Below are 18,570 nucleotides of genomic sequence, written 5' to 3'. Positions count from 1 at the left end.
CCCCCCCGCTTCGTGTTTCCCGCACCTCCTCGCGTATGCCCCCGAGAAGTGAGATGTCGGTTCTGCTTCGAGGTGCAAGCCACGCAGCTCGCATCTCAAGGCAGAACCGACATCTCACGATCCGGCAGACGGGTGTAGCGCTCAGCTCGGGCGATGCGGGGTGTAGATCTCCTCGAAGATCCGCTGCGAGTACTCGTCGAGTTCGATCGGCTCGGCCCGGTACGCCTCGGCGTAGGACATGTAGTCGTCGAACTCGGGCAGCCCCAGTTCGTCGGCGATGCCCGTCCACTTGTCGTAGTTGGCGTCGAAGGCCTCCTGCGCGGCCACACCGTCCATGGCGCCGGATTCCTGCGTGGCCGACTGCAGCTCGGAGACCGCACCGGCGAACGCCTCCTCGGCTCCGGCGTCCAGGCGGTTGACCTCACCGCCGTGCTCCTCGACCTTGCCCATGGCATCGGCGACCCAGTACATCATCGCCTCGTACGTGTTCGCGTTGGACACGGAGAACGCGTCGAAGATCAGCTGCTGTGCGGCCAGCGGCAGGTTCTGGTAACCCGGCCCCGCGACGACCGCCGTGGGATTGCGCACCCAGGCACCCTCGGACGGGAAGGTCACGTTCGGCGCGACCTCCAGGAACCCGTACTCGCTGCCGATCCGCAGGCCACCGAACGTGCAGTCGACGGTGTTGCGCTGGAGGGCGTCGAACGCCTCGCCGAACTGCATCGACACACCGCTCGACCCGAGCGCCTCGTTGATCGTGAGGTCCGCGGCGGAACCGACGCGGATCTGCTTGCCGTTGAAGTCGTCGAGCGAGGTCACCGGCTCGGTGCACATGAGCGCGTTGGAGAACTCGAACATGGTCGGCCGCAGCACGGTCACGCCCATCTCCTCGTAGTTCTCCACGATTTCCGGCGTGTTCCACGAGGTCTCCAGCAGTGCCGTCGAGGTCACCAGCTCCGTCCGGTACGGGCTCGCCGGCTTGCTGGGCGTGAGGTTGATGAGGTCGTTGATCGCCTGGTACTTGCTCGGCGTGTAGATGGGGATCTCGGTCCCGATGTCGATCCGGCCGTCGGCGGCCGCCTCGGTGACCTCGTCGAAGGGCGCGATCGCCTGTGCCCACACGGGCTCGAGCGTGATCTTGCCGCCCGACCACTCCTCGACGAGCTCGATGAAGGCCGTCTCCGCCTCGCCGGTCGCCCCCTGCGCCGACTGCGATCCGGGCTGGTACGTGAGCGTCACCGGCTCCATCTCCTCCAGCGCGGCCTGGTACTCCTCCGGGCTCGCGCCGAAGTCCACGCCCTCGCCGCCGCCACCGTCACCACCGCCGGCGGTACCTCCGGCGCAGGCCGCCAGGGTGAGTGCCACTCCGGCGGCCAGGCCCGTGGCCAGGAACCTCCGCCCACGGGTGGTGTCGTGCTCGGGGGTCTTGCCTACGTGGGCGGGGATGATGTCGTGCTCGGGGGTCGCGCCCCGTCCGGGGGTCGTGCAGTTCTGGTGCGTCATCGTCACTCCGTCGTGCCTGATGAGGGGAAAGATTGTCGCCGCCGTGGGTGTCGCCCGGGCTTCGGGCTCCGTGACCACGACAGTCCACTGATCGTACGTTCAGTAAGCACAAAATAGAAAGATGATGCCCCGATTTCTTCCGGAAATCCGCTCGTCCGCCCGGCGGCATACCGAGAGGGCATGAATCGTCGGATCCAGGTCCGAAATCCGACGATTCATGCCCTCTCGATCTGGCCGCCCGCGCTTCAGGCCGGGCGCGCCCTCACTTCAGGCCGGGGACGTCGTAGTCGATGACGAGCGGGGCGTGGTCGGACCAGCGGGAGGCGTAGTCCGGGGCCCGGTCGACCCGGGAGGCCTTCGCCGCGGCCGCCAGCTCCGGGGTCGCCATCTGGTAGTCGATCCGCCAGCCGGCATCGGTGTCGAAGGCCTTGCCGCGCATGGACCACCAGGTGTAGGGCCCGTCGACGTCACCGTTGAGCTGCCGGTGGACGTCCACCCAGCCGAGTTCTCCGAAGAACCGGTCGAAGTACTCCCGCTCCGGGATCAGGAAGCCCGACGACCACTTGTTGCTCTTGGCGTTCTTGATGTCGCGCTCGGTGTGGCACACGTTCATGTCGCCGGTGACGACCGCGTGGTCGGCGTGCGCGCGGATCTCCGGCAGCCGCTCGACCATCCGGTCGAGGAACCGGTACTTGTCCGCCTGCTTCTCGGAGATCGGGTCGCTCGCCCGCTTCATGTCCCCCGAGTGCACATAGGCGGAGACGACCGTGAGCAGCGAACCGTCGGCCAGTTCGAAGTCCGTCTCGATCCACCGGCCGGCCGCGTCGAAGTACTCGTCGCCGATCCCCACCCGGGTCGCGACGGCCTGCGCACCCGCGGGGACGGCACCCTCGCCGGCACCCGCCGCACCCGCACCCGAGGCGCCCCGGGCCAGCACGGCCACACCGGCCCGCCCCTTCGCCTCGGTCGAGTCCGCGGAGTACGCCGCGTACCCCTCGATGTCACCGAACATCGTCAGCGCGATGTCGTTGGCGGCCCGGACCTCCTGGAGGGTGACGACGTCCGCGTCGGCCTCCTCGATCCACGGGCCCATCCCCTTGCGCCAGGCGGCGCGGATACCGTTCACGTTCACTGTGGCGATACGAAGCATGCCCCCGATTCTCCCACGCCACCCACCCCCGGAACCGCACCCGCCGCCGACTCCCGCCGCCGAGGCGCCCCACCCTTCCCGGATCCCCGCCGTACCGGCTTCCGTCGCCCCCGCTCCCCAACCTCCGCACTCCCCGCGAATGTGACGATTTCACCCATCGGGGCATGTGCCACATATCACGTGGGTGCTACATTCGGTATCCCCCGGCGTGAACCCTGTCGATCCCCGACAGGACGTCGGGCGACCCGGGCGACGGAGCCCGGATCGCCCGCACCGGGCCCGCGGCAACCGACCCCTACCTGGAGGAATGCCACCGGATCCACGCCAACCGGTTTCAAAGGAGGAAACATGGAAACCGTCGCATCGACGCCGATCGACCGCACCCACCTCGTCATCAGTCCGCTCGACGAGGTGGCCGATTCCGAGCTCCGCCACTTCCTCGTCGACCAGCAGCAGCAGTTCTGGGGCGAGCGCGACCTCAGCCAGGAACACGACGCGTTCTGGTTCCACCAGCTCGCATCCGGGGGCCTGGTCGCCCGCTACAAGAACGAGATCGTCGGCTATCTGCTGGGCGTCGTCCCGAAATCGGGACCGGCCTTCATCCACCTCGTCGCCGCGCGCAACGACTTCCGCGGTCAGGGCATCGGCCGTGAGCTCTACGAGACCTTCCTCACCCGGGCCTCCGACCTGGGCGCCGAGGAGGTCCACGCGACCACCGAACCCGACAACGCGGGCGCCATCAGCTTCCACTCGTCCCTCGGCTTCGAGGGCGAGCGGATCCAGGACTACGACGGTCCGGGCCGCGACAAGGTACTCTTCACGCGCACCCGCAAGAAGTACTGACCAGAACGCCGCCCCACCCCCGGCACCCCGCCGGCGGGGCTGAGTTCGACGCCGCCCCACCCCACCCGTTCACCGACCCGAAATGCCCGCGATGCGCCGACGCAATCGCGGGCATTTCCCATGGAGCCATGACCCACTGGGCCCTTCCCCCGGCCCACGACACGGCCACCGCCCGGGTGGCCCGCGAGGAGGGGATGCTCGACGAGGAGATGGTGCTCTTCCCCGAGGTGCCCTCCCCGTCGACCTCCGAACCACCACTGACCGTCCTGTGCGTCCACTGCGACACCACGAGCTCCGGGCGTCACACCCCGGGTGACACGCTCACCTGCGCCGGTTGCGCCAGGGAACTGGGCGTCCACCGGCACTTCTCCCGCGTCCACGCCGCGTGGATGAGTTCGGCCCTCGTCACCGACCCGGGAGCCCTCGCATGAGGACCACCGACACGGCCCCGTCAACTGGGCAGTCCCTCCCGTCCACCGGGCAGAACCTCCCTCCGGCACTGCGCGACGGGCTGTTCCCGACCTCCTACACGATCGCCATGCTCCGCCAGGACACCGGTCGCGGCGGCAGCCGCTGGGTCCACACCCTCCGCCCGGGCGACCGGGTCCGGACCTCGCGACCGCGCGGCGCGTTCCCGCCGGTCGCCACGTCCCGCAAGCACCTGCTCGTCGCCGGCGGCATCGGCGTCACACCCGTCCTCTCCCACGCCCGTGCCGCCGCCCGGGCAGGCCGACCCGTCCAGGTCCTCTACAGGTTCCGGCCGGACGCAGGCTCCCACCTGGCCGACCTGCAGGAGCTCGCGGACGCACACCCGCACGTCGACCTCCTCACCTCGACCGGCACCCGGGCCGACTGGGCCGCCGCACTCGACGCCGTCCTCACCGACCAGCCACTCGGCACCCACCTCTACACGTGCGGGCCCGCCGACTTCATGGACGACCTGTTCGCCCGCGCCCGCGCCGCCGGCTGGCCGGCCGGACGCCTCCACTCCGAGGCCTTCGGACTCACGGACCTCGACGCGGGTGCCCCCTTCACCCTGCGCCTCGCCCGCAGTGGCGAGCGCGTCCCTGTCCCCGCCGACGTCACCGCCCTCGAAGCGTTGGAGTCCACCGGCCGCACCGTCCCCGCCATGTGCCGCCAGGGCGTGTGCGGCGAATGCGTCCTCCCCGTCCTCGTCGGCCGCCCCGACCACCGCGACATCGTCCTCACCCCGGTCGAACGCCCCACCTGCTTCACCCCCTGCGTCTCCCGCGCGCTCCCCACGGACACCGCCCCCGCCGCCGAGGCGTCCCACCCCGAACTGGAGATCGACATCTCGATGGAGACCTCGCACGTGTGGCTGCCCGCCCGGGAGGAGGCGCGGGCGGCAGACGCGGACACCGTCATCGAACACCTGCTCGGCCGGGTCGAGTACCAGCAGTTCGTGCGCCTGCCCCACTCGCACGCGATCATGATGACGGTGCGGACGCAGATGGAGCGGATCGTCGACCTCGCGAGTGTGCCCGAGTGGCGGGAGAACATGCGGACCTTCTTCGCGACGATGCCCGCGGACGTCAAGGTCGACAAGGGTGTCACGCGGTTCGAGCCGGCACTGCGTCGATACTTCGAGTACTGAGCAACTGCCCGGTCGACGGGAGGGAGCGCCCAGTCCACGGCTCGGTTCAGCTGTCACACGGTTTTAACACCGCCGACCTGTCGGTGACCCACGCGACTGACTACTGTGGGTCAACTTCGTTTCCTCATAGGCAACGACCGCGACAGGAAGAACCCTCTCATGACCGCCACGGTTCCCGCTCTTGCGACCACCAGCACCGAGACCTCCTCCGGCCCCGCGCTCGCGCCGAACGACGCCCGAGCCTGCCACTCCGCGCTCAGCGATCTCGTCGCGGCGCACGACATCACCTACCTGCTGGCCACCTTCGTCGACCTCAACGGCAAGCCCTGCGCCAAGCTCGTGCCGACCGCGGCCCTCGAGGAACTGGCCGACGGCGCCATGGGGTTCGCCGGGTTCGCCGCCGGGCTCATCGGTCAGAAGCCGCAGGACGGTGAGCTCTCCGCCGTCCCGGACGTCTCCTCCTTCACCCCCATGCCCTTCATCCGCGAGGGCCTGGCGATGATCCACTGCGACCCCTACGTCGGCGGCGAGCCCTGGCCGTACGCACCCCGCGTCGCGCTCAAGAAGGTGATCGCCGATCTCAAGGCCCGCGGCATGAGCGCGAAGGCCGGCGCCGAGGTCGAGTTCTTCCTCCTGTGCAGGGACGCCGAGGGGAAGCTCACGACCGCCGACGCCAAGGACGACCACCCCCGCCCCTGCTACGACGCCCGCGGCGTCACCCGGATGTACGACCACCTCACCGAGGTCGCCGACGCCATGAACTCCCTGGGCTGGGGCAACTACGCGAACGACCACGAGGACGGCGCCGGTCAGTTCGAGCAGAACTTCGACTACGACGACATCCTCGTCACCGCCGACCGGGTCGTCACCCTCCGCTACATCCACGCGATGATCGCCGACAAGCGCGACATGATCGCGACCTTCATGGGCAAGCCCTTCAGCGACCGCACCGGCACCGGGCTCCACTTCCACATCTCCCTGTGGGACGAGGCGGGCGAGCGCTCCCTCATGGCCGGCCCCGACCCCCACGGCCTGGGCCTCTCGGAGACCGCCTACCAGTTCATCGGCGGCATGCTCGACCACGCCCCGGCGCTCCAGACCTACCTGGCCCCGACCGTCAACGCCTACAAGCGCACGGGCGCGGCGAACACGGAGTCCGGCGCCACCTGGTCGACCAACCACGCCTCCTTCGGCGGCAACGACCGCACCCACATGATCCGCGTGCCCGACGACAAGCGGGTGGAACTGCGCACCGCCGACGGCGCCGCCAACCCCTATGTCGCCCTCACCGCGGCGCTGGCCGCCGGCCTCCACGGGATCGACACGAACAACCACCCGGGTGCCCCCTGCGGGCCCGGCGAGAAGAAGCCGGACGCCAAGAAGATGCCCGCCACCCTCCTCCACGCCGTCGAGGCGCTCCGCGACGACCCCGTCATGCTCGCGGCCCTCTCCGGCGACACCGCGGTCGGCACCTACTTCGCCGACGCGAAGGAGAAGGAGTTCTTCGACTGGCACTCCCGCGTCTCCGACTGGGAGATCGAGCACTACCTCACCGCCATCTGAGTCCCACCCCGCCCGGATCCCGCCGCCGAGGCGCCCCGCCCTCCCGGCGTCCACCCCTCTTCCCTCCCTCCCGCCCTCACGAACGGAGACCACCACCATGTGCGGTATCGCCGCCCTCCAGGTGCGCAACGACGCCCTGCGCCCACAACTGGGCACCCTGCTCGACGGCATGCTCTGCGAGGTCATCGAACGCGGCCCCGACGCCGCGGGTGTGGCCGTCTACGACAACCCGGAGCTCAACTCCGCGGGCGTGGCGACCCTCAGCCTGCTCGGTACGGACCTGGGTCTGGAGCCCACCGCGATCGACACGCTGCTCGGCGAGGCGCTGCCGGAGGGCACTGCCGCCACCGTGCACGAACTCGGCTCGACGACCCTCGTCTCGGCCCCGATCCCCGTCGACCTGCTCGCCACCACGCTCCACCAGTCCTACCCCGCACTCACGATCACCGGCCGCGGTGAACACGTGACCGTCATGAAGGCCGTCGGCAATCCGCGCGACGTCTCCACCGACCACGGACTGTCGACGATGACCGGCAGTCAGGCGGTGAGTCACACCCGCATGGCCACCGAGTCCGCCGTCACCGCGACCGGGTCCCACCCCTTCGCGGTGTCCGAGGACCTCTGCCTCGTCCACAACGGCTCGTTCTCCAACCACGCCTCGGTCCGCCGTGAACTCAAGCGTCTGGGCGTGGAGTTCGACTCGGAGAACGACACGGAGGTCGGCGCCCGGTTCATCGCCCACCGCCTGCAGCAGGGCGACACCCTGGAGTCCGCACTCGAACACCTGGGTGAGACGCTCGACGGCTTCTACACCCTCGTCGTCACGACCGCCGACTCGATGGCCGTCGTGCGCGACCCCATCGCCTGCAAGCCCGCGATCATCGCCGAGACGGACGACTACGTGGCCGTCGCCAGCGAGTTCCGCGCACTCGCCCACCTGCCCGGCATCGACGACGCCCGCCTGTTCGAGCCCGAACCCGGCCGCGTCTACACCTGGAAGATCTGAGAGGACCCGACGATGACGACGACACTCGGAACTCCGGCGACCCCCGCCGACGACACCATCACGTTCTCCCCCGCCGCCGCTGCGGCCGCCGCGGTCACGGGTGGCACCGAGGGGCAGGGCGCCTCGGCGGCGCGGGAGTTCGACCTTGAGACGGACACGGTCCGCGACCTCAACGCGGCTCTCCACTCGGCCGCCGACGGCGAGGCCTTCTCCGTGGCGAACCCGCTCGGCAAGCACGCCCTGGCCGTCGGCGTGAACGGCGACGTGCGCGTGGACGTGCACGGACACGCCGGGTACTACGCCGCCGGCATGAACCAGGGCGGGACGATCACCGTCCACGGCAACGCCGGCACCGGCGTGGCCGAGAACATGATGTCCGGGCGCGTGCACGTGACCGGGGACGCCAGCCAGTCGGCCGGCGCGACGGCGCACGGCGGGCTGCTGGTGATCGACGGGAACGCCTCGGCCCGCTGCGGGATCTCCATGAAGGGGATCGACATCGTTGTCGGCGGGAACATCGGACACATGTCGGCCTTCATGGCCCAGGCCGGGCGCCTGGTGGTGTGCGGGGACGCCGGGGCCGACCTCGGTGACTCGATCTACGAGGCCCGGATCTATGTGTTGGGCTCCGTCGCCTCCCTCGGCTCCGACTGCGTGGCCAAGGAGATGCGGGACGAGCACCGGGCGGAACTCGCCGAGCTGCTCGCCGCCGCGGGCCGCGACGACGACCCGGCCGACTTCACCCGCTACGGCTCCGCCCGGAACCTCTACCACTTCGACGTCGACAACTCCGCGGCGTACTGACGCCGGATCCGTCTTCGGAAGGACACCTCATGACTCTCGCTCCGGAAGCCCTCTCCCCGGAAACGCCCACCGTGCACACCGGGCCTTCTGCGGCGGCTCCACCCGCACCGTCCGAACTCGGGCTGCGGGAATCCGCGACCTTCGACCGTGCCGCGATCCACGGCATCCAGCGCGCCGCGACGACCGGCATCTACGACATCCGCGGGTGGGGCGCGAAGAAGGCGCTGCCCCATTTCGACGACTTGCTGTTCCTCGGTGCCTCGATGTCGCGGTACCCGCTGGAGGGGTATCGCGAGAAGTGCGGGACCGACGTGGTGCTCGGTGACCGCAACGCCTCCAAGCCGCTGCACCTCGACATCCCCGTCGCGATCGCCGGGATGAGCTTCGGTGCGCTCTCGGCCAACGCGAAGGAGTCGCTGGGACGCGGGGCGTCGGCCGTGGGCACCTCGACGACGACCGGTGACGGCGGCATGACCGACGAGGAGCGCGGCCACTCGAAGACGCTCGTCTACCAGTACCTGCCCAGCCGCTACGGCATGAACCCCGACCACCTGCGGGCCGCCGATGCGATCGAGGTCGTCCTCGGTCAGGGCGCCAAGCCGGGCGGCGGTGGCATGCTGCTCGGCCAGAAGGTCACCGAACGCGTGGCCGGCATGCGCACCCTGCCCATCGGCGTCGACCAGCGTTCGGCCTGCCGCCACCCCGACTGGACGGGCCCGGACGACCTGGAGATCAAGATCCAGGAACTGCGGGAGATCACCGACTGGGAGAAGCCGATCTTCATCAAGGTCGGTGCCTCGCGCCCCTACTACGACACGCAGCTGGCCGTGAAGGCCGGGGCGGACGTCATCGTCCTCGACGGCATGCAGGGTGGTACCGCCGCCACGCAGGAGGTGTTCATCGAGAACGTCGGCATCCCGACGATCGCTGCGATCCCGGAGGCCGTCCGCGCGCTCCAGGAACTCGGGCTGCACCGGAAGGTCCAGCTCATCGTCTCCGGTGGCATCCGCAACGGGGCCGACGTCGCCAAGGCCATGGCGCTCGGCGCGGACGCCGTGTCGATCGGGACCGCCGCACTCATCGCCCTCGGTGACAACGACCCCCGGTACGCCGCGGAGTACGCCGCGCTCGGATCCGCCGCCGGGTACTACGACGACTTCCAGGACGGCCGGGACCCCGCCGGGATCTCGACGCAGGACCCGGAGCTCTCCGCGCGCCTCGACCCCGAGGTCGGTGGCCGCCGGATCGCCAACTTCCTGCGCGTCCTCACGATGGAGGCCCAGACGATCGCCCGGGCCTGCGGCAAGGGCCACGTGCGCAACCTCGAACCCGAGGACCTCGTCGCGCTCACTCTCGAGGCCTCCGCGATGGCCCGGGTGCCGCTCGCCGGGACCTCGTGGATCCCGGGCGTGACCGCGGGCATGTGACACCCTGCGACCGTTACCCCACCACGTACTTCCCCGAGAACAGGAACCCGCAGTGTACGACCACGTCATCATCGGAGCCGGATTCGCCGGCGCGTCCACCGCCTGGCGCCTGGCCCAGCGCGGCCTGTCCGTTGCCCTCGTCGACCGGGACGAACCCGCGAGCGAGCACGGTTCCAGCCACGGTTCGGCACGCATCTTCCGGTTCGCCTACGAGGACGCGCTCTACGCCGGGTTCGTCCGCGACGCCGAGGCGGGCTGGGCCGAACTCGAGGAGCTCAGCGGTCAGCAGCTGATCCGCCGCTGCGGGTCACTCACCTTCGGACCGGTCAAGAAGCCGCAACACCAGGCGGACATCCTCACAGACCTCGGCATCGAGAACGAACTGGCCGAGAAGGACGCCGCCGGCGAACGCTGGCCGGGCATCGCCTACGACTCCGAGGCGGTCTGGCAGCCCACCGCCGGTGTCCTCGACGCCCAGTCGACCGTGCTCGCGATGGTGGCCGCCGCGCAGTCCCACGGGGCCGCGCTGTTCACCGACTTCGCGGTCGAGTCGGTGACGGGATCGGCCGGAGGACAGCGTTCTTCGGAAGGAGAGGGCGCCTCGGGAGCGGGGGTGGAGGGCCCACAGGGGCCGTTCACGGTGACCGCCGCCGACGGCAGGACCGTCGAGGGCGCCCACGTGACGGTGGCGGCCGGCGGATTCCTGCCCTTCCTGTTGGAGAAGCTCGACCTGCCGCAGGGGTTCCGGGACGCGCTGCCGGAGTTCGAGATCATGCAGGAGGCGGCCTTCCACTTCCCCTACCGGGAGACGACGGCCGACGGCGCGCCGGTGATGGCGCCCGAGGAGTGGCCGACCTTCATCCACAACGGTGCCGACGTGCACGTCTACAGCCTGCCGGGCGGACGGGACGCCGAGCACCGCGGGCAGAAGCTCGCGATCTTCAACGGTGGGACGCGGATCGACGACGCCTCGGCGCAGTCGGGGACGATCACCGAGGAGCAGCGGGCCGCCGCCGTCGAGTACGTGAAGACCTACGTGCCGGGCCTGGTGCCGGAGCCCTACGCGGAGACGACTTGCCTGTTCACGAACACGCCGACGGAGGACTTCGTGCTGACGACCTGCGGCGGGATCACGGTGTTCTCGCCGTGTTCGGGTCACGGGGCGAAGTTCGGGCCGCTGCTCGGGTCGATCGCCGCCGACCACGTGACCGGCACAGCGCTCGGTCCCGCCCAGTGGGACCCCACGCGCGGCGGCCCCACCCGCACCGGCGCACTCCACTGACGACGATTCGTCGAGTGCGAGCTCGATGGCGGATCCCGGCATGGGACGTGCCATCGGGCTCGCACTCATTCGACGAGAGGAACCGGACATGCGATCGACCGCCGGGCTTCCCGGACTTCCCCCGGGTCCGGAACCGGGCCCGAGCGCGGGAACGGCAGGCTACCCTGACGAGATGGAGCACCTCGACCCTCCCGCACGACTGCCACTGGAACGGATCATTGCCGATCAGGTCCGGGCCGCCCGGACCTCCGCCGGACTCACCGCGGCCGAGCTGGCCGAACGCACCGGTCTGTCGAAGGCGATGATCTCGAAGGTGGAGTCCGCCTCGACCTCGTGTTCCCTCACCACGCTCCAGCGGTTGTCCGACGGACTCGACGTCCCCGTCACCTCCCTCTTCCAGGGGATCGACACCGAGTCCGAGGCGATCCACACCCCGGCCGGCGGCGGCAGCGTCACCGTCCGCTCGGGCACCCGGCACGGGCACGAGTACCGACTGCTCGGGCAGCTCAAGCGGCACCCGAACCCCATCGAACCGGCCCTCGTGACGCTCACGAACGAGTCCGATGTGTTCCCACGCTTCGAGCACTCGGGCACCGAGTTCATCCACGTGCTCTCCGGCCGGGTCGTCTACGGCCACGGCAGCTACGAGTACGAACTCGGGCCCGGCGACTCGCTCACCTTCGACGGCGACGCACCCCACGGCCCCGCCCGCATGCTCGAACTCCCGGTCGTCTTCCTCAACGTGCACTCCACCGGCTGAGCCCATCGCCGCCCGAACCCCGGCACCCGTCCCACTCCGGGACCGATACATGGATTTCACGGGGGCGAAACCGCGCCGGTCTCCCGTCAGTGAATACTGGTGAACCACAGGAAATAATCGCGCAACGTACGACACCGCGCGGCCCACCACCGGGTTCCTCACGCTCACCACCCGCACCGATGGGACATCATCATGGAAGAAGCACTCGCCGCAGCCGACCTCGCGTGGCTCCTCAGCGCGATGGCACTCGTGCTGCTCATGTTCCCGGGCCTCGCCCTGTTCTACGGGGGAATGGCATCCGGCCGGAACATCCTCAACATCGCCATGATGGTCATGGGCTCCATGGCCGTCGGTGGCCTCGCCTACATCCTCGTCGGCCACAGTCTCGTGGTCGGCAACTCCTGGGGCGGACTGGGCCTCATCGGCAACCCTCTGGAATACCTGGGCGGCAACCAGTTCCTCACCGATGACGGCGCCAACGGCACCTACTGGGCCGGATTCTACCTGCTCTTCGCCACCATCTCGATCGCGATCCTCGCCTCCGGCGCGATGGGCAGGATGAAGTTCGGCTCCTGGCTCGTCTTCGCCGTGGTGTGGATGCTGCTCGTCTACTCCCCGATGGCCCACTGGGTCTTCACCTTCAGCGACCCGGAGGCCGGCTACGTCGGCGGCTGGCTGCGCAACGTCATGGGCCTCCACGACTTCGCCGGTGGTACCGCCGTCCACATGAATGCCGGTGTCTCCTCGCTCGCCCTGGCCCTCGTGCTCGGCCCGCGCCTCAAGACCGACGAGAAGCCGCACAACCTGCCGCTCGCCTTCCTCGGTGCCGGCATCCTGTTCTTCGGCTGGTTCGGCTTCAACGGCGGTACCGCCGCGACGGCCGGGTTCCTCGCCGAGTTCGTCTTCCTCACCACCCTGCTCGCCGGCCTCGGCGGCATCCTCGGCTTCCTCGTCGTCGAACGCCTGCGGGACAAGCGCGTCACCGCCCTGGGTATGTGCACCGGCATGATCGCCGGCCTCGTCGGCATCACCCCTGTCGCCGATGCCGTCAACCCGGTCGGTGCCGTCGCCGTCGGCTTCCTCGCCTCGGCCGCCGTCGCCTGGGCGATCACCTGGAAGAACAAGCACAAGATCGACGACTCGCTCGACGCCTTCGCCGTCCACGGCATCGGTGGCATCGCGGGGTCCCTCTACGTCATCCTGCTCGGCGTCGAGTCCGCTCCCGCCGGTGTCTCCGGGGTCCTCCTCGGTGGGGACTGGAGCCTGGTGTGGCGCGAGATCGTGGCGATCCTCGTCTCGGTCGCCTACCCCTTCGTCGTCACTTACCTCATCGCGAAGGTCATGGACATGATCCATCCCATCCGCGTCGACCCCCGCATCGAGAAGCTCGGCCTCGACCGCAGCCTCCACGCGGAGACCGCCTACACCCGCGACGAGGACTACGAGGAGCCGGCCGACCCGAGCACCGCCACGCACGTCGACCCCGAGAAGATCACCACCTGACGAGCGCTCCCCCTCTCACACATGCCCGAGGCTCCCTGCACTTCCGATGGAAGTGCAGGGAGCCTCGGGCGTGGTCCGGGGATCGGTTCCGCCCCGATATCTTCAACGGCCCTCGATATTTCAGCACATATCGAGGGCCGTCGAACATATCGGGGCGGCGTCGGGCACAGCCGGGCGGTTGCCCCCGAATCGGGTGTCTCAGGCGGTCGCTCGGGCGGCCACCTGGCGCTCGGCCGCCTCGACGACGTTCGTCATGAGGAGGGCGACGGTCATGGGGCCCACGCCACCGGGGTTGGGCGAGAGGAAACCGGCGACCTCGGCCACACCCGGGTGGACGTCGCCGAAGACCTTGTTCTTGCCCGTCTCCGGGTCGGTCTCGCGGGTGACGCCGACGTCGAGCACGGCCGCGCCCGGCTTCACGTCCTCCGGCTCGACCAGGTGCTTGACACCCGCGGAGGCGACGATGACGTCGGCCTGGCGCAGGTACTGCCCCATGTCGACGGTGCCGGTGTGCACCTGCGTGACCGTCGCGTTGATCTCCCGCCGGGTGAGGATGAGGCCGATGGACCGGCCGATCGTCACACCGCGGCCCACGACGACCACGTGCTTGCCCTTGAGGTCGTAGTCGTTGCGCAGGAGCAGCTCGATGACGCCCCGCGGCGTGCACGGCAGCGGGGTGTCGATCGGCGCGTTGACGTTGAGCACCAGGCGCCCCAGGTTCGTGGGGTGCAGGCCGTCGGCGTCCTTGGCCGGGTCGATCCGTTCCAGCACCGCATCGGTGTCGATGTGCCCCGGCAGCGGCAGCTGCACGATGTACCCGTGGCAGGTCGGGTCCGTGTTGAGCTCGTCGATGAGGTCCTCGACCTGCTGCTGCGTGGCATCGGCCGGCAGTTCACGCTGGATCGAGTTCATCCCGATCGCCTCGGACTGCTTGTGCTTCATGCCCACGTACAACTGCGAGGCGGGATCGGCACCGACGAGCACCGTCGCGATGCCCGGGGTCACGCCCTGCTCCTTGAGTGCGGCGACACGTTCGGTGAGCTCGGCCTTGATGGCCGCCGAGGTCGCCTTGCCGTCGAGCTTCACCGCGGTCGTCGCCGTCTGCGTCTCCACCGTCATCAGTACTGCTCCAGACCGTCGTAGAGCGGGTAGCCGTCGGTGAGCTTCTGCACCCGGGCCCGGAGCGCCTCGACGTCGGGGCCGGGCTTGAGGGCGGCGGCGATGATGTCGGCGACCTCGGTGAACTCGGCCGCGCCGAACCCGCGGGAGGCGAGCGCCGGGGTGCCGATGCGCAGACCGGAGGTGGTCATCGGCGGGCGCGGGTCGAAGGGCACCGCATTGCGGTTGACGGTGATGCCCACCTCGTGGAGGAGGTCCTCGGCCTGCTTGCCGTCGAGCGGCGAGTTGCGCAGGTCGACGAGCACCAGGTGGACGTCGGTGCCACCGGTGAGGACGTCGACACCGTGTTCCTTGACATCGGCGCTGGTGAGGCGCTCGGCCAGGATCTTCGCACCTTCGAGGGTGCGCTCCTGCCTGGCGCGGAAGTCCTCGGTGCCGGCGAGCTTGAACGCCACGGCCTTGCCGGCGATCACGTGCATGAGCGGGCCGCCCTGCTGACCGGGGAAGACGGCGGAGTTGATCTTCTTCGCGTTCGCCTCGTCCTTCGAGAGGATGAAGCCGGAGCGGGGACCACCGATGGTCTTGTGCACGGTGGAGGACACGACATCGGCGATCGGCACGGGGTTGGGGTGCAGACCGGCGGCGACGAGCCCGGCGAAGTGCGCCATGTCGACCCACAGGGTGGCGCCCACCTCGTCGGCGATCTCGCGGAAGGCGTCGAAGTCGAGCTGACGCGGGTAGGCGGACCAGCCGGCGACGATCACCTTGGGCTGCGACTCCTTGGCGGCCTTGGCGACGACGTCCATGTCGATGCGGTTGGTCGCGGGGTCGACGCCGTAGGAGGCGACGTCGTACAGACGGCCGGAGAAGTTGATCTTCATTCCGTGCGTGAGGTGGCCGCCGTGGGCGAGTTCGAGACCGAGCATGGTGTCACCGGCACGGGCGAAGGCGTGCATGACGGCGGCGTTGGCCTGGGCGCCGGAGTGCGGCTGGACGTTGGCGACCGCGGCACCGAACAGGGACTTGGCCCGCTCGATCGCCAGGTTCTCGGCCACGTCGACGTACTCGCAGCCCCCGTAGTAGCGGCGGCCGGGGTAGCCCTCGGCGTACTTGTTCGTGAGGACGGACCCCTGGGTCTCCAGCACCGCGCGCGGCACGAAGTTCTCCGAGGCGATCATCTCCAGGGTGCCGCGCTGGCGAGCGAGCTCCTGGTCGAGGACGGCGGCGATCTCCGGATCGACGACTCCCAGTGAGGAGTTCATCGGATCGATGGAATCGGTCATGGTGGTGTGCTCCCTTGTCCGGTGGCAGTGGACGAGGCGCGGCCCAGGCGATCGACCGCCGTATCCCTCCGTCGGCCGCTCCCCCGGTGGTGAACCACCTCGTACTCGCCAGTCGCGACCACGGGAATCCTACCAACGAAACCGACCGGTGGACGGGCACGTCCGCGCGGGTTCCAGCGTTCCGATTACCATGCTGGGATGACCGTGAACCCGGCCTCCGCCACGCCTGCATCGACCCCCTCACCGACCGCTCCAGCAGCGCCCTCCGCCGAGGCGCCCGCCCGCGAGTGGGTCCTCTCCCTGTCCTGCCCCGACCGGGCCGGGATCGTCCACGCGGTCTCCGGGGCGCTCGTGGGGATCGACGCCTCGATCACGGAGTCCCAGCAGTTCGGTTCGGAGGACACGGAGTCCTTCTTCCTGCGCCTGCAGTTCCGCCTCGAGGGCGACCGCGTGGTCGGCGACGACGAGGCCGCCACGGAGGAGGTCGTCCGCGAGGCCCTGGCCCCGGTCGTCCGCCGCCTCGGTGCGCACCTGTCCCTGCGCCCGGCCGAACGCCGGATCCGTACCCTCATCCTCGTGTCCAAGGCCGGTCACTGCCTCAACACCCTGCTCTTCCAGCAACACACCGGGCAGCTTCCCGTCGAGGTGGTCGGAGTGGTCGGCAACCACGACACGCTGGCCGACCTCGCGGGCTTCTACGGTGTGCCCTTCCACCACGTGCCCGTCACCCCGGACACGAAGGCCGAGGCGGAGGCGCAGTTGCTCGCCCTCGTCGACGAGCTCGACGTCGAACTCGTCGTCCTGGCCCGCTACATGCAGATCCTCTCGCCGGAGCTGTGCGCGCGCATGGAGGGACGGGTCATCAACATCCACCACTCCTTCCTGCCGAGCTTCAAGGGCGCGAAGCCCTACCACCAGGCCCACGCCCGCGGCGTGAAGATCATCGGCGCGACGGCCCACTACGTGACGAGCGACCTCGACGAGGGCCCGATCATCGAGCAGGACGTCGAGCGCGTGCACCACGGCGAGTCCGTCACCGACTTCGTCCACAAGGGCCAGGAGATCGAGGCCTCCGTCCTGGCCCGCGCCGTCCGCTGGCACGCCCAGGGCCGCGTCATCCTCGACGACCACCGCACGGTCGTCTTCCGCTGAACCGCCGCCGAGGCGCCCCGCACTTCCGGCGGCACTGCACTCCCCGAGGGGTCGCGAGGTCTAACCTGGACGCGCTATCCAGGGGCGCCCGCGGGCCAGCTGCCAGGCGACGACCACGGCTCCGAGGGTGAGCGCGGCGAGGACCGCCTGTGCGACCAACCACACCCACAGGTCGTTGCGGAACACCCAGCCGATGAGCGGGTCGAGGGGTTCGGGCGCCATGAAGGTGATCCGGTAGTGGCCGATGATCCATTTCGACCACAGGAGCGAGACGAGGGCGCTGGGGACCACGAGGCCGGCCGCGACCAGGCGCCTCCACCACGAGCCACCCGGCGCCAGGAGCACGGCGGCGAGCAGGCGGAGCGTCGTCATCAGCCCACCTCGCCGTCGGTGAGGGCGGGGAGGTCACCCTGGAGCACGAGGTCGTGGAGGGTGGCCGTGTGCCCGCCGACCGCGAGTTCGACGACCCTCCCCTCGACCTCGATCACCGGGCCGACGAGGATGTCGGTCCACGGTTGCCCGTGGACCGAGCTGGTGCCACCGTCCTCGAGGTCCGTCCGGATTCCGTCGGCGATCTCCTGCGCCGAGGTGGCGTCCGCGGCCTCCAGGCACAGGACGTTCTCGAGACCGGCGGTGTCCCGCTCCCCCTCCTCGCTGCTCGTCGCCTCGCGACCGGGACGGTGTCCGATGGCGAGAGTGTCTATCCGGTCGGCGGTGTCGAACGGGCCGCCGTCGAGGCCCTCGGTCCCGAGCCAGGCGCCGACGACCTCCTCGCCCAGGCACTCGGTCACGGCGTCGTAGGTGCCCTCGGCGGCCAGCGTGGACTCCGGTTCGACCCAGGCGCGGACGGGCGCCTCGGCGGTGGCCCCGACCAGGACGTCCTCGTCCCACCACACGGTGTTGTACATGCCCAGCGCCGCGGGCTGTCCGAGCGGGTCGGTGAGGTCGTGGCCGTGGTCCTCGCGCCGGACGAGCAGTTCGCCGTCACCGAGTGTGCTCCGTCCGGAGTCGTAGTGGGCGAACCGCTCATACACCGCGTCCGGGTCCATGCCGGTGAATCGGTAGGACTCGTCCGGGGGAAAGCCGATCGTGATCGCGGTGGCGGGGTCGGATCCGGCGGCGGGGACCGCTTCCGGATCCACCTGCGAGAAGGTGGCGAACCGTCCCAGGCCCAGAGCCGAGGCCGCGGTCATGTCGAGGAGCTGGGCCTTCGTGAGCCCCTCGCCCAGGTACTCGCCGAGGGCCAGGTCGGAGAAGTACAGGGACTCCTCCGCGCCGTGACCGGCGGGCACGGTGGCGAGCGCCTCGCCCAGGTTGCCCGTCGGCGCGCCGCCACCGCCGGAGCCGCCACCCGGGACGGCACAGCCGACGAGCACGGTCAGTGCCGCCATCCCGCCGCCGAGGCGCCCCGCCGTCCGCATCGCGTGTGACCTCATGGCGGGGTCCGCGCCTGCTACCGGTGCCGTCGTGGTGCGTTCGCGTCGCATGCCGTCATGGTGTCGCATCGGGCCCGTTCACGGAACCACTCCGACCCCGGACCCGTGTCGCAGTCCTGTCACG

Annotated in this window: 17 protein-coding genes and 1 riboswitch; of the genes, 11 read left to right on the top strand and 6 right to left on the bottom strand. The window is 69.9% G+C overall.

Features of this window, described 5'->3' with window-relative positions:
- Positions 1-141 precede the first annotated feature (141 nt).
- Both AAD496_RS04220 and AAD496_RS04215 read right to left on the bottom strand, forming a co-directional pair.
- Positions 142-1,503, bottom strand: coding sequence for a type 2 periplasmic-binding domain-containing protein (locus tag AAD496_RS04220; protein ID WP_349827391.1), 1,362 nt, complete (start codon positions 1,501-1,503; stop codon positions 142-144).
- Between the two features lie 262 nt (positions 1,504-1,765).
- A complete protein-coding gene (locus tag AAD496_RS04215) occupies positions 1,766-2,653 on the bottom strand; it encodes an exodeoxyribonuclease III (RefSeq protein WP_349827390.1) in 888 nt (295 codons plus the stop codon).
- Positions 2,654-3,001: 348 nt separating this feature from the next.
- Between AAD496_RS04215 and AAD496_RS04210 the strand changes: the two genes are divergently transcribed.
- The 10 genes from AAD496_RS04210 (at position 3,002) to AAD496_RS04165 (ending at position 13,456) form a co-directional block, all read left to right on the top strand.
- The gene (locus tag AAD496_RS04210) at positions 3,002-3,496 is read left to right on the top strand and encodes a GNAT family N-acetyltransferase (RefSeq protein ID WP_349827389.1); all 495 of its coding nucleotides are present in this window, start codon (positions 3,002-3,004) and stop codon (positions 3,494-3,496) included.
- Between the two features lie 128 nt (positions 3,497-3,624).
- Entirely contained in the window at positions 3,625-3,927 is a 303-nt protein-coding gene (locus tag AAD496_RS04205; RefSeq protein WP_349827388.1) for a hypothetical protein, read from the top strand.
- A complete protein-coding gene (locus AAD496_RS04200) occupies positions 3,924-5,111 on the top strand; it encodes a PDR/VanB family oxidoreductase (protein ID WP_349827387.1) in 1,188 nt (395 codons plus the stop codon). The genes AAD496_RS04205 and AAD496_RS04200 overlap by 4 nt, the downstream gene beginning before the upstream one ends.
- A 159-nt stretch (positions 5,112-5,270) precedes the next feature.
- Positions 5,271-6,674 carry a type III glutamate--ammonia ligase gene (gene glnT, locus AAD496_RS04195; RefSeq protein WP_349827386.1) on the top strand — a complete coding sequence of 468 codons (1,404 nt, stop codon included), beginning with the start codon at positions 5,271-5,273 and terminating at the stop codon, positions 6,672-6,674.
- Positions 6,675-6,771: 97 nt separating this feature from the next.
- Positions 6,772-7,680, top strand: coding sequence for a class II glutamine amidotransferase domain-containing protein (locus tag AAD496_RS04190; RefSeq protein WP_349827385.1), 909 nt, complete (start codon positions 6,772-6,774; stop codon positions 7,678-7,680).
- A gap of 12 nt (positions 7,681-7,692) precedes the next feature.
- Positions 7,693-8,484, top strand: coding sequence for a GltB/FmdC/FwdC-like GXGXG domain-containing protein (locus tag AAD496_RS04185; protein WP_349827384.1), 792 nt, complete (start codon positions 7,693-7,695; stop codon positions 8,482-8,484).
- A gap of 29 nt (positions 8,485-8,513) precedes the next feature.
- A complete protein-coding gene (locus AAD496_RS04180; RefSeq protein WP_349827383.1) occupies positions 8,514-9,911 on the top strand; it encodes an FMN-binding glutamate synthase family protein in 1,398 nt (465 codons plus the stop codon).
- A gap of 52 nt (positions 9,912-9,963) precedes the next feature.
- Positions 9,964-11,193, top strand: coding sequence for an FAD-dependent oxidoreductase (locus AAD496_RS04175; protein ID WP_349827382.1), 1,230 nt, complete (start codon positions 9,964-9,966; stop codon positions 11,191-11,193).
- A 172-nt stretch (positions 11,194-11,365) separates the two neighbouring features.
- On the top strand, positions 11,366-11,953 hold the full coding sequence (locus tag AAD496_RS04170; RefSeq protein ID WP_349827381.1) for a helix-turn-helix domain-containing protein: 588 nt from the start codon (positions 11,366-11,368) through the stop codon (positions 11,951-11,953).
- 192 nt (positions 11,954-12,145) lie between these two features.
- Positions 12,146-13,456: an ammonium transporter gene (locus tag AAD496_RS04165; protein ID WP_349827380.1), complete on the top strand. Its 1,311-nt coding sequence runs from the start codon at positions 12,146-12,148 to the stop codon at positions 13,454-13,456.
- A gap of 198 nt (positions 13,457-13,654) precedes the next feature.
- Here AAD496_RS04165 and AAD496_RS04160 read toward each other — a convergent pair whose 3' ends face one another.
- Positions 13,655-14,575 carry a bifunctional methylenetetrahydrofolate dehydrogenase/methenyltetrahydrofolate cyclohydrolase gene (locus tag AAD496_RS04160; protein WP_349827379.1) on the bottom strand — a complete coding sequence of 307 codons (921 nt, stop codon included), beginning with the start codon at positions 14,573-14,575 and terminating at the stop codon, positions 13,655-13,657.
- Entirely contained in the window at positions 14,575-15,858 is a 1,284-nt protein-coding gene (gene glyA, locus AAD496_RS04155; RefSeq protein WP_349827378.1) for a serine hydroxymethyltransferase, read from the bottom strand. The genes AAD496_RS04160 and glyA overlap by 1 nt, the downstream gene beginning before the upstream one ends.
- A gap of 34 nt (positions 15,859-15,892) precedes the next feature.
- A riboswitch (ZMP/ZTP riboswitch) is annotated at positions 15,893-15,984 on the bottom strand.
- 72 nt (positions 15,985-16,056) lie between these two features.
- Here glyA and purU point away from each other — a divergent pair.
- Positions 16,057-17,010, top strand: coding sequence for a formyltetrahydrofolate deformylase (purU, locus tag AAD496_RS04150; RefSeq protein ID WP_349827377.1), 954 nt, complete (start codon positions 16,057-16,059; stop codon positions 17,008-17,010).
- A 60-nt stretch (positions 17,011-17,070) separates the two neighbouring features.
- Here the strand turns inward: purU and AAD496_RS04145 are convergent, their stop codons facing one another.
- On the bottom strand, positions 17,071-17,382 hold the full coding sequence (locus AAD496_RS04145; protein WP_349827376.1) for a hypothetical protein: 312 nt from the start codon (positions 17,380-17,382) through the stop codon (positions 17,071-17,073).
- Positions 17,382-18,446 (bottom strand): hypothetical protein, encoded by a 1,065-nt coding sequence (locus AAD496_RS04140; protein WP_349827375.1) that lies wholly within the window; start codon positions 18,444-18,446, stop codon positions 17,382-17,384. The genes AAD496_RS04145 and AAD496_RS04140 overlap by 1 nt, the downstream gene beginning before the upstream one ends.
- Positions 18,447-18,570 lie beyond the last annotated feature (124 nt).

This window comes from Brevibacterium litoralis (assembly GCF_040212315.1).
Classification (GTDB): Bacteria; Actinomycetota; Actinomycetes; order Actinomycetales; family Brevibacteriaceae; genus Brevibacterium; species Brevibacterium litoralis.
The sequence above is the reverse complement of the archived record's forward strand: the minus strand, read 5'-3'. Positions and strand labels throughout refer to the sequence as shown.